At 48.8% G+C, this 11,792-nt stretch carries 11 protein-coding genes and 1 riboswitch; of the genes, 2 read left to right on the top strand and 9 right to left on the bottom strand.

All coding sequences use genetic code 11. From position 1 onward, the window contains the following. Window positions 1-3 precede the first annotated feature (3 nt). On the bottom strand, window positions 4-2,583 hold the full coding sequence (gyrA, locus tag Q7C_RS00625) for a DNA gyrase subunit A (protein WP_014702763.1): 2,580 nt from the start codon (window positions 2,581-2,583) through the stop codon (window positions 4-6). A 107-nt stretch (window positions 2,584-2,690) separates the two neighbouring features. After that, a complete protein-coding gene (locus Q7C_RS00630; protein WP_238532329.1) occupies window positions 2,691-3,338 on the bottom strand; it encodes an ABC-type transport auxiliary lipoprotein family protein in 648 nt (215 codons plus the stop codon). A gap of 108 nt (window positions 3,339-3,446) precedes the next feature. Here Q7C_RS00630 and Q7C_RS00635 point away from each other — a divergent pair, with 108 nt between their 5' ends. Beyond that, window positions 3,447-3,965: an adenine phosphoribosyltransferase gene (locus Q7C_RS00635; RefSeq protein ID WP_014702765.1), complete on the top strand. Its 519-nt coding sequence runs from the start codon at window positions 3,447-3,449 to the stop codon at window positions 3,963-3,965. Here Q7C_RS00635 and thiE read toward each other — a convergent pair. Genes thiE through thiC form a run of 5 tightly spaced genes read right to left on the bottom strand, consistent with a single transcriptional unit; the run spans window position 3,962 to window position 9,335 of the window. Further along, the gene (thiE, locus tag Q7C_RS00640; RefSeq protein WP_014702766.1) at window positions 3,962-5,452 is read right to left on the bottom strand and encodes a thiamine phosphate synthase; all 1,491 of its coding nucleotides are present in this window, start codon (window positions 5,450-5,452) and stop codon (window positions 3,962-3,964) included. The genes Q7C_RS00635 and thiE overlap by 4 nt on opposite strands. Continuing rightward, window positions 5,445-6,242 (bottom strand): thiazole synthase, encoded by a 798-nt coding sequence (locus tag Q7C_RS00645; protein ID WP_014702767.1) that lies wholly within the window; start codon window positions 6,240-6,242, stop codon window positions 5,445-5,447. The genes thiE and Q7C_RS00645 overlap by 8 nt, the downstream gene beginning before the upstream one ends. Window position 6,243: 1 nt before the next feature. Beyond that, window positions 6,244-6,444 carry a sulfur carrier protein ThiS gene (thiS, locus tag Q7C_RS00650; RefSeq protein ID WP_014702768.1) on the bottom strand — a complete coding sequence of 67 codons (201 nt, stop codon included), beginning with the start codon at window positions 6,442-6,444 and terminating at the stop codon, window positions 6,244-6,246. Beyond that, window positions 6,428-7,501, bottom strand: coding sequence for an FAD-dependent oxidoreductase (locus tag Q7C_RS00655; RefSeq protein WP_014702769.1), 1,074 nt, complete (start codon window positions 7,499-7,501; stop codon window positions 6,428-6,430). Before Q7C_RS00655 ends, thiS begins: the two co-directional genes overlap by 17 nt. A 25-nt stretch (window positions 7,502-7,526) precedes the next feature. Continuing rightward, a complete protein-coding gene (gene thiC, locus Q7C_RS00660; RefSeq protein ID WP_014702770.1) occupies window positions 7,527-9,335 on the bottom strand; it encodes a phosphomethylpyrimidine synthase ThiC in 1,809 nt (602 codons plus the stop codon). Between the two features lie 111 nt (window positions 9,336-9,446). Continuing rightward, window positions 9,447-9,551, bottom strand: a riboswitch (TPP riboswitch). Window positions 9,552-9,726: 175 nt separating this feature from the next. On the opposite strand from thiC, the gene Q7C_RS00670 reads away from it, so the two are divergent. Then, on the top strand, window positions 9,727-10,281 hold the full coding sequence (locus tag Q7C_RS00670) for a Smr/MutS family protein (RefSeq protein ID WP_014702771.1): 555 nt from the start codon (window positions 9,727-9,729) through the stop codon (window positions 10,279-10,281). 28 nt (window positions 10,282-10,309) lie between these two features. Here the strand turns inward: Q7C_RS00670 and Q7C_RS00675 are convergent, their stop codons facing one another. Then, the gene (locus tag Q7C_RS00675) at window positions 10,310-10,957 is read right to left on the bottom strand and encodes an esterase/lipase family protein (protein WP_041366318.1); all 648 of its coding nucleotides are present in this window, start codon (window positions 10,955-10,957) and stop codon (window positions 10,310-10,312) included. Further along, window positions 10,950-11,711 (bottom strand): TerC family protein, encoded by a 762-nt coding sequence (locus Q7C_RS00680; protein WP_014702773.1) that lies wholly within the window; start codon window positions 11,709-11,711, stop codon window positions 10,950-10,952. The genes Q7C_RS00675 and Q7C_RS00680 overlap by 8 nt, the downstream gene beginning before the upstream one ends. Between the last annotated feature and the right edge of the window lie 81 nt (window positions 11,712-11,792).

The raw sequence follows: 11,792 nt of genomic DNA on the forward strand, positions 1-11,792 counted from the left end.
GAATTATACTTCTGTTAAATCGTCAGTATCTGGCAAGTCATCGACATCGGTTTCTTCTTCTTCGATAACACGCTCAACACCAACAAGACGTTCGTCTTTTGTCAGGTTAATCAATTTGACACCCTGTGTGTTTCGGCCAACCAAGGACACATGCTTCACAGGGGTACGGACTAAAGTACCACCATTGGTAATCATCATAATCTGATCTTCATCATCGACCTGGACTGCGCCAACCACTTGCCCATTTCGTGCTGAAGTTTGAATTGAGATAATGCCTTGTCCTCCCCGACCTTGCACACGATATTCATCAAGGTGGGTACGCTTTCCAAAGCCAAACTCGGTAGCTGTCAGAATAGCGCCTTCCGAACGTGCAATGATAAGTGAGATGATTTTTTCGCCGTCCGTCAGCCGCATACCACGTACACCACGCGAGACACGCCCCATCGAACGAACATCTGTTTCCGGGAAGCGTATGACTTTACCATTCGTGCTGAATAACATGACATCAGACGCACCATCAGTCAGCGCAACATCAACCAAGACATCATCTTCTTTCAAATCAACCGCAATAATGCCGTTTGCTCGAGGACGAGAATAATCGACTAATGGCGTTTTCTTTACGGTGCCGCTCGCCGTTGCCATGAAAATAAATTTATCGGCTTCAAACTCACGAATCGGTAAAACAGCATTGATACGTTCCCCTTCTTCCAAAGGCAACAGATTAACAATAGGTTTGCCGCGAGCGGTTCTGCCGCCTTGCGGTAGCTCATAAACCTTTTTCCAGTAAACCTTGCCGGCACTTGAGAAACACAACAGCGTATCGTGTGTGTTGGCGATGAAAAGATGCTCCACAAAATCTTCATCTTTCATTGACGTGGCCGCTTTTCCTTTACCGCCTCGTCGTTGTGCCTGGTAGGTATCAAGTTGCGTCGTTTTGGCATAACCTGCATGCGACAGCGTGACTACCATTTCCTCTTCGCAAATCAGATCTTCCAGTGTCAAATCAAGATGCGCATCCAGAATTTCAGTCCGACGGGCATCACCATATTCTTCTTTAACGTCTACCAGTTCCTGACGAATCACCGCCATCAAATTATCGGCGTCACTCAGGATGGCCAGCAAATCACGAATTTGATCCAGCACATCACGGTATTCCTGAAGAATTTTGTCTTGCTCAAGCCCGGTCAAACGGTGCAACCGCATATCGAGAATTGCCTGCGCCTGAACCGGTGATAAATGATATTGGCCATCAACCAACCCAAACTCAGCGGCCAGATTTTCAGGTCGTGAGGCAGCGGCACCGGCAGCACCCAGCATTTCCAAAATCATTTCGCTACGCCAGCCACGCGCCAAGAGAGCTTCACGAGCCTCTGCAGGACTAGGTGATGCTTTGATAAGCTCAATCACTTCATCAATGTTAGCTAATGCCGTGGCGAGACCTTCGAGGATGTGTGCACGTTCGCGCGCTTTACGCAGTTCAAAAATAGACCGACGTGTGACAACCTCACGGCGATGTCGAATAAAGGCATCCAATACCTCTTTTAAATTCAGTGTTCGAGGTTGCCCGTCAACAATGGCAACCATATTGATGCCAAACACCGTCTGCATTTGTGTTTGTTGATAGAGGTTATTCAGTACAACTTCAGGTACTTCGCCGCGGCGCAAGACAATGACCATGCGCATGCCATCTTTATCAGATTCATCACGCAGGGCGGAAATACCTTCAATTTTCTTTTCTTTAACTAACTCGGCAATTTTTTCCAGCAAGCGCGCTTTGTTTACCTGATAAGGCAACTCGTTGACAACAATACTTTGCTGACCAGTTGCCTCATTGGTTTCTATTTCGGCCCGTGCACGAATATAAACTCGCCCTCGGCCCGTTTGATAGGCTTCGGCTATGCCTCGTGCACCGTTGATAATCGCTGAAGTGGGGAAATCTGGGCCCGGCACATGTGTCATTAAACCGGCGACATCAATGCCTGGCTCATCAATAATCGCGATACAGGCGTCCAGTATTTCGTTCAGGTTATGCGGTGGGATATTGGTTGCCATGCCAACGGCGATCCCCGAAGATCCGTTCACCAACAGCGCCGGGATTTTTGCCGGCAAGACGGCTGGCTCTGATTCGGATTCATCATAGTTGGGGATAAAATCAACGGTTTCTTTTTCCAGATCCGCCAACATTTCATGGGCAATTTTTGCCATGCGTACTTCGGTATAACGCATCGCTGCTGGCGGATCACCGTCAACAGAACCAAAGTTTCCTTGACCATCGACCAGCATATAACGCATCGAAAATGGCTGCGCCATCCGCACCATGGTGTCGTAAACAGCGGTATCACCATGGGGATGGTATTTACCAATCACATCACCGACTATCCGCGCTGATTTTTTATAGGGAGCGTTCCAGTTATTACCGAGTTCGCGCATGGCGTACAGAACGCGGCGATGTACCGGTTTTAAACCATCCCTGACATCCGGCAATGCCCGGCCAACGATAACACTCATTGCATAGTCGAGGTAGGATTGTTTCATCTCCTCTTCTATGCCGATCGAATCCAGTTCCAGGGCAATCTCAGACATGCAGTTTTCTTCCTAAAAAGTGAGGATGGACGCGGTTTGTGACAAAGATGTGAATATTACCACTCTCACGCATTTCCTGCACCCTAAAGCCGGCTTTTAATTCAGGGCTAGGGTGACCCGGGTTTAGCAAAATAAGCCTTTAAATCCAGCTCTAATGTGGCGAGAATTTCTTCAAGGCCATTTTTCCAGCCAATTATCACTTCCGAAGGACGACTCTGATTGATATCTGCATCAACCCGAAAACCGGTTTGTAGCAGCATTCTGTCCTCAGACTCCGACCCGGCAGGACTCAAAAAAAACTGCATTTCCAAAACCGCTTGTGGTGGATAAGCTGGTCTCGCCTCGCCAAAAAGCTTAGTGAGACCAGTTTCCAATACTAGGTCATGTGGCTCACTGGCATCAGTAATCACCTTGCTAAACAGGCCACTTTTTGCCAACCAACGCTCTAGTTGCGCGGTGAACATCGTTTGCGGACTGGTCAATAATTCATGAGGCGGACGCGATTCGTACTGGTTCTCACCAACACGCATCATAATATCGGTCTCACGAAAATAAGGCGCCACCCGAACAGGTTTGATAAGCAAGGTTCTCTCTACCGCGAAATCAGACGCAACACTGCCCCGATCAGCTTCAACAATATAGAGCCTTGGCTGATTATCATCGACATCCAGGTCCTCTCCACCACCAAAGCTAAAACAACCAGCCAATAAGGCCATGCCAATTCCTAACAGAATTCGTTGCCCGAAACGTCGCACTGCCAAACTCCCCCATCAGAAACAAAAAAACCTGCAGTTTGCAGGATTTTAAAGATTGCTCGCTATAATAACTGGCGTGCTCAGTTAAGCTCAATACGGGGAGACAAGGTGAAGCAAATCGCAGCGCAAATTCGGGATGTTTCTGATTTTCCAAAACCCGGTATCGTATTTAAAGATATTACGCCGCTATTGCGTGACCCGGCTGCCATGCATCAGGCTATTCAGTCGATGATAGCCCCGTTTCAGGATCATCCGATCACGGTGGTCGCTGGCATAGAAGCACGCGGATTCGTTTTTGGCGCGCTGGTCGCCAGTCAGTTAAGGGTAGGCTTCGTCCCGCTTCGCAAACCGGGGAAACTGCCCTACCAGACACAACAGATTGATTACGATTTGGAATACGGCAACGCCAGTCTGCAAATACATCGCGATGCGATCACAGAAAAAGATCGTGTGTTGATTGTCGATGACGTTTTAGCAACGGGCGGAACTGCGTTAGCCAGTTGTCAATTGGTTGAGACGCTGGGTGCAGAAGTAGCCGGTTGCAGTTTTTTACTGGAAATAAGCGCCCTGCAAGGTCGGCAGAAGTTAGCAGCCTACACTCTACATAGCGTTTTGCAATACAGTTAATTAACACTGATTTTCTGAGATGACTGCTGTTTTGTTTTTTCAGTTTCAGTCTCAGGCCATAAAGCCAATAAAGCGCGAATCACCTGCTGCGTATCGGCTGAACGCGTAATTGCCGAAATCATCGCGACAGATTTAACCCCAAGTTCATGCAGCATAACAGCTCTTGGCACTGTAATACCGCCAATCGCAACCAACGGAATGGTATTTTCCAAAATCCGCAACCATTCTCTTACCGTATGCAGGCCTTGTGGTTGCCATGGCATCTGCTTGGACGTGGTCGGATAAACCGGACCTAATGCGATGTAACTAGGCTGTACTGCCAATGCTCTGGCCAGTTCCCAGTGAGAATGCGTTGAGATACCTAATCGCAAGCCGGCACGAGCAATCGCTTCAAGATCGGCCTGCTGTAAATCTTCCTGGCCTAAGTGCACCCCATACGCGCCATATTGAATTGCCAGTTGCCAGTGATCATTAATAAACAATCGACTATCTTGAAATGCCGCGGCTTCGTGTATCGCTTGCTGAATTTCGCGCGTGATATGCGACTGTTCAGCTTCTTTTATGCGCAACTGTACGGTGCGAATACCACTTTGCAGACAGCGTCTTACCCAGTCTGCTGAATCCACGACGGCATACACACCGAGTTGCTCAGGACAGCGAGCAAAAGACCATGACTGTTCAACTGGCTTTGTCTGATCATGTACCGCAGGCAAGGATTGGCGATTCAATTGCCAGGAAAAATTGCCCAACAAACGATATGGCCCTACCGAACTTGCCTGTTGATACGCTTCTGCCACATAACTTCGCGCTAAGACAATGGCGTCCTGACAGCGATGACCAAAAGCCAGCTGGGTGGCGATTGCTGTTGCTAAACGACAGCCGGTCCCTCGCATTGGGTAAGGTAACCGTGGCAAGCCCAGTGAAAACTGACTAAACGCATCTTTATAAAAATCGGTGCTGAAGGCACCTGAGTCATGCCCTCCCTTGACAAGACAGGCAGATAATCCTTGCTGGATTAAGATGTCGATTTGTTGTGACGGCTCTCCGTCTCCAGCAAGCTGTTGCAATTCTGGCAGGTTGGGGGTTAATAGGGTCAAGTGCGGCAGGAAATGTGCTTTAATCAACACAGCGATGGCGCTATCTACCTCCCCGCCATGACTGATTGATAACACCGGATCTAGAACCACTGGCACAGTCTGTGTCTTGATAAATTCCGCAACAATCTCAGCAATAGCGCTATTAGGCAGCAAGCCAATTTTAATTGCTGCCAACTCAAAATCACTGCAACAACACGCTAGTTGCGCCTTGAACTCAGCCGTACCAAGCGGATTGAGCCGGGTCAGCCCCTGAGCAGTCTGCTCGGTCAAACACGTTACTAACGATACCGGATGCCCTCCCAGTTGCGTCACCGTTTGAATATCAACCGTTAACCCCGCTGCACCTTGGGGGTCAATCCCACCAATTAACAAAACAACCGGTTTAACCATGCTGGTGCCACATTGGTTGTTCCAAGGTCGGTGTACTGGGTTTGGCCTGAGTGCGTTTTGGCATGATGCCTGAAGTATAGCCCAGTCGTCCGGCATCGATGGCCTGTCTGAATGCACTGGCCATACCGACTGGATCCAGCGCCTCTGCAACGGCGGTATTTAACAAGACGCCGTCATAACCAAGCTCCATTGCCTGAACCGCATCTGATGGTTTGCCGATGCCCGCATCGACGAGTAAATTCAGTTCCGGCAATCGTTCACGTAACAATGTCAGCGCATAGGAATTTAGCAACCCCTGTCCCGTCCCAATCGGCGCTCCCCAAGGCATTAATACCTCGCAGCCAAGATCAGCAAGCCGTTGGCAGAGCACCAGATCATCGGTGCAATAAGGAAAGACGCGAAATCCCTCGCTTATTAATACTTTTGTGGCATCAAGCAAAGCAAAGGGATCCGGTTGCAAGTTGTAACTGTCGCCCAGCACCTCCAGCTTTACCCAGTCTGTCTCGAATAATTCTCGACCCAGTCGTGCCACCTTAATCGCTTCATCGGCACTATAACAGCCGGCCGTATTGGGTAGTAAGTGACAATTGAGCGCTTGCAGTATTTGCCAAAAAGCCTGACCATCTGCCGCATCAGTACTGGTTTGTCGGCGCAATGACAAGGTAATGACTTCAGCCCCTGAGGCGTTAATTGCCTCGGACATGATTTGCGGTGACGGATACAAGGCCGTACCCATGAATAATCGACTTGTTAATACCTGCCCATAAACCTGCCACGATTGCGTTGTCATGCTAGCCTCCTGTTATCGGTGACAGAATTTCGATGCGATCACCCTCATGTAGCCGATACTGTTGCAACGCAGTTTTAGGCACCACCACCCCATTGACGACAGCGACAAAACACCCCGTATTGAGCTGCGCTTGGGTCAGCACCTCGTCCAGAGTCATGTCTTTGGCGAAAATCTCTGACTTCTCATTAAGTATAATTTGCATCACGTCCTACCTTATTTGAACTGGCTAGCTGTGCCAGTAAACGTTCAATCATGATTGGGGCCAATAAATAACCATGCCGATAAAAACCATTAAGTTGAACGCCCCAGGGTTGCTGCTGAATCAGCGGTAAATGATCCGGCATTGCCGGGCGACAATGCGCCTGCATTTCGACAATACGCGCCTCGGCAAAGCCAGTATCAATTGTGTATAACGCGGAGAATAATTCCATCGCACTGCGAACACTGACCGGGCTACGGTCCGCAGTTTCAATAATCGTCGCACCAATCACATAGTGTTGATTCGGTCGCGGCACTAAATAGAGTGGATACCGGGGATGTAATAACCGCACACAATGTGAAATCGAAACCGCCGGAGCATGTACTCGAATCACCTCGCCCCGCACACTGCGTAATGACGCAATATCAGCACGACTGCCATTACCGCGGCAATCAATAACCAGCGTGAAATCATCCCGTTTTTTGTTCAACGTCGTCTGGCATAAATGGTCAAGTGTCGCGGCATCTAAATGTTCAACCGGTGAAATACGCCGCCAGTCGGCTCGCACTTTTAAAAACGCGGTCAATGACCGAAATAATTGCCGGTTATCTAGGCAACCCTCGTCATCAAACCAGATAGCCCGAGAAAAGTGGTCCGCCAAAGCAGGCAATTTATCGCGCATGGCGTGACCCGTTAAATATTGAAAGTCAGAAGGCGTCAAGGTATGCATTGCTCGTTGATAATAACGTTCAAATTCCACGTTATCGGAATCATGCGCCACCACCGCGGTCCCACAGCGTGGAAAAAATACTGGCTCGGGCAATGCGTCCAGCCAACGATCCCAGATCGCCAGACTTTCACTTGCCAGATCGCGCAGATGCCGACCCTCCGTCACCGCCTCAGCATAAGGCGCCACCATCGCAGCGGCGACATAACCGGCACTGTCCGTGCCCCTAAAATCGTCACTGGAGAGAATTGTCACTTGATGACCCGCATGTAATAACCGCCATGCGGTCAATCTACCGATGAGTCCACTGCCAATAATCAGATAATGTGCCATATCAAACGCCGCAATGATGCGCTGACTACACCTCCTGATAAATTTTACTGCCGGCCGCTTTGAACTCTGCCGATTTTTCGTCAAAGGCCTGTTTGACATCATGCGAGATCTTCATTGAGCAAAATTTCGGCCCACACATTGAGCAAAAGTGGGCTTCTTTGGCTTTAGGTTGGGGCAGCGTTTCATCATGAAACGCCCTGGCGGTATCCGGATCCAGCCCCAGGTTAAACTGATCTTCCCAACGGAATTCAAACCGTGCTTTAGAAATCGCATCATCACGAACCTGTGCGCCGGGATGTCCCTTTGCCAAATCTGCCGCATGCGCGGCAATTTTGTATGTGATAATGCCCGTTTTCACATCGTCCTTATTGGGCAAACCTAAATGCTCTTTTGGCGTGACATAACAGAGCATTGCTGTACCAAACCAACCAATCATGGCTGCCCCGATACCTGAGGTAATATGATCGTAGCCCGGCGCAATATCGGTGACCAATGGACCTAGTGTGTAGAACGGCGCTTCTTTGCAGACATCGAGCTGCAAATCCATATTTTCTTTGATTTTGTGCATCGGCACATGCCCCGGCCCCTCGACCATGACCTGCACATCATGCCGCCAGGCAATTTCTGTCAGTTCGCCCAATGTTCTCAGCTCTGCAAACTGGGCGGCATCATTGGCATCGGCCTGACAGCCCGGACGCAGCCCATCACCCAGCGAAAACGATACGTCGTAGGCTTTCATGATTTCACAGATTTCTTCGAAATGGGTATAGAGAAAACTTTCCTGATGATGGGCAAGACACCATGCCGCCATAATGGATCCGCCACGGGAAACGATACCGGTAATGCGATCCACTGAAAGCGGAATATGCGCCAACCGCACACCGGCATGGATGGTAAAGTAACTCACTCCCTGCTCGGCTTGTTCAATCAAGGTATCCCGAAACACTTCCCAGCTTAAATCTTCAGCCACGCCTTTGACTTTTTCCAATGCCTGATACAAAGGTACGGTGCCGATTGGCACTGGCGAGTTGCGAATAATCCACTCCCGGGTCTGATGAATATGTTTGCCCGTGGATAAATCCATTACCGTATCACCCCCCCAACGGGTGCTCCAGACCATTTTTTCAACCTCTTCTTCAATTGATGAGGTCGTTGCTGAATTACCAATATTGGCGTTAATTTTGACTAGGAAATTTCGACCAATAATCATTGGCTCGGCTTCAGGGTGATTAATATTCGCCGGAATAATCGCACGTCCCTCTGCGACTTCCTGTCGAACATACTCAGCCGTGATATGGCTTGCGTTGCCATCAGGCAGGGTGCCGGCATCATGCATCGCGGCACGGCCCATACTTTCACGAATCGCAATATATTCCATTTCGGGGGTGATAATGCCGCGGCGGGCATAATGCATTTGCGTCACATTTTTGCCGGGTTTGGCACGACGCGGCAGGCGGCGATGTGAAAATAACGGAATGTCAAACGCTTTTTCATCCTGATCACGGGTAAATTGAGAGCTGAACGCCGATAATTGTTCTGTATCATTGCGATCAGTAATCCAGTCAGCACGAATTGCCGGCAGACCTTTTTCAATATCAATCTCAACCAGCGGATCGGTATAAATACCAGAGGTGTCGTAAACCAGAACAGGCGCATTGGGCGTGCCGGGCAAACCGGGCGTTCGATTCGGCGTATCCGTCAGTTTGATTTCGCGAAATGGCACACGGATATCATCACGGCTACCGCGGACATACACTTTTTCACTACCATCCAGTGGCGCGGTGCTGATACCACTACGTTGACTGATATCGATAACATTGGCTTTGACTGACATGACGCTCCCCCTCTTGTTATAAAAAAGTCGGGGAAATGAAATCGTTGCGCGTCAGCGAACAAGGGATGAGTACCTACGGCGGCTACCTGCAGACGTAACTGTATCGCAGACCGAAAATACCGGCTTGTTTCCTACGGAGGTCTTAACCTCTTCAGGTTCAACGGGTTTCATCTCAGCCACATTTGAAAATGCAAACGGGCACCCCGACAAGTTTTTTTATGCTAAACCAATTGCCTGATTTTGTGCAAACGCATTGTATTTTTTGCTGGGTGAACACTATCAACAGGCCAGGGCTTATCATTGCCAATTCGCTGGCTGACCTTATGTCAGCACTCGTCCAGCATGCTCTTCTAATGCTATTATCTAACGGTGAACAGATTGGTCGCGGCGCATGACAGACGAAAAAAAACATGACATCGCAGATGACGCTGCCTTATTTCGTCAAGAAGTCGCTGATGCGGCACCGCTGCGCGCGAGTAATCGGATTAATCCACCCAAGGTTGCCACAAAAATTCAGCGACACCAGACTGCGCCGCCATTGACTGATCCGGCCCCCGGCTTTTCTGACATGGTCGCAGATACCCTGGTTGGTAATGAAGAAGTATTGTTATTTAAACGTCCCGGAATTCAACATCGGCAATTTGCCAAGCTGCGTGCTGGTAAAATTCATATTGAGGCCGAGTTGGATCTACATGGACTCACCTCAGATCGAGCGGAACCAATGCTGGCTGAATTTCTCATGGCTTGTCTACAACAACAGATTCGCTGTGTTCGTATTATTCACGGCAAAGGCTGGAGTTCGCGGGATAATCTGCCTATTTTGAAAAGCAAGGTGAACACCTGGCTGCGACAACATCCTTCGGTACTGGCTTTTGCCAGTGCCACCGTTAATGACGGTGGCTCGGGTGCCCTGTACATATTATTAAAACGTCACTACGCTGAATAAACATCAGGCGTATAGCTGGGACTAATTGCTAGGTGTGCTTAAATTGGCCATGCTTTAAAAAATGATGAGTCTGCTGTTGGACTTCAGCACTGTTCATAATGAAAGTATGACTTCGCCTCACCGTAATGCTGTCGCACATCCCCACCAGTTTTGTGCTGGCAACCGATACCTTGCCATCGTGGGGTTTCGGTAGATAACGGGAAAACAAACACAGGCCAGCTCTGTCTCCGGCAATGATACCGGCATTGAAACTTGCCTTACCTAATGCTGCTGGTAATGCACCCTCATGCGTGGACAGCTGTTGACCTGCAGGCCCAATTAGCTGACTAAATAAAGACCATTTCGCCAACCTGTCGACAATTTCACTGCCTTGATTAGGTGGGGCCAACATCACAACATGACCGAGTATTAAGCTGGGATGCTGACGCGCCAAACACCTGACAATCATAGCGCCCATAGAATGCGTGACAAAATGAACCGGCTTTGACGGTTCAAGATTTGTCAGCTTGGGTAAGACATGGTTTGTTGCGAGTTGTTCGATTGGATAGCGTCGGCTTGGATACGACAAATTTAAGGTTTCAAAACCTGATTTTTGTAAAAATCGATCCATATTCCGCATGCTGTACCGGCTTCTTAGCAAGCCGTGTAGCAATACCACTTGGGGCGCGTCAGTCATCTTGTTGATCCGGAAGCCGCCGATTTAACTGCACTGGCTGATGCCGTTTTCGGATACGGATATTCAACATTTCCACAACGACAGAAAAAGCCATAGCAAAATAAATGTAGCCTTTTGGTATATGCAGCCCCAAGCCTTCTGCCATCAAGGTAAAGCCTATCAAAATAAGAAAACTAAGTGCCAAGATTTTAATCGTTGGGTGTGTATCAACAAAATCACCGATTGTTTTGGCAGAAAACATCATCACAACAACGGCAATGATGATCGCGATAATCATGATACTGACCTGCTCGACCAAGCCCACCGCAGTAATTACCGAGTCCAGTGAAAAAACAAGATCAATAATCGCAATTTGAGTAATGACGGCTGCAAAACTGGTTGTATAAACAAGTGGCTGGTGAGGGTCTGGTCTATTTCCCGCCTCAAGGCTGTGATGAATTTCATGGGTACTTTTCGCCAATAAGAACAGACCACCGGCAAGTAAAATTAAATCTCGACCACTAAACGTTTGTGCTAACACCGAAAATAACGGCTGCGTTAATCCCATAATCCACGTCAACACCAGTAGGAGCAGGATGCGTGTGCCCATTGCCAAACCAAGCCCAATCAATCTGGCCTGTTGACGTTGTTCGGGCGGCAATCGACTGACCAGCACCGAAATAAAGATAATATTGTCAATGCCCAGCACAATTTCCAATGCCGTCAGGGTTGCGAGTGCAATCCAGAGATTGGGGTCAGAAAGCCATTCCATCATTGTCGCTCCGCCAAGTTGATGACGGTATTCAAGCAGTAATAGCAGGTTTCAGCAAGCCGTGTTTCTTGCCTCTAAAATATG

Origin of the sequence: Methylophaga frappieri (assembly GCF_000260965.1) — a bacterium.
Taxonomy (GTDB): Bacteria; Pseudomonadota; Gammaproteobacteria; order Nitrosococcales; family Methylophagaceae; genus Methylophaga; species Methylophaga frappieri.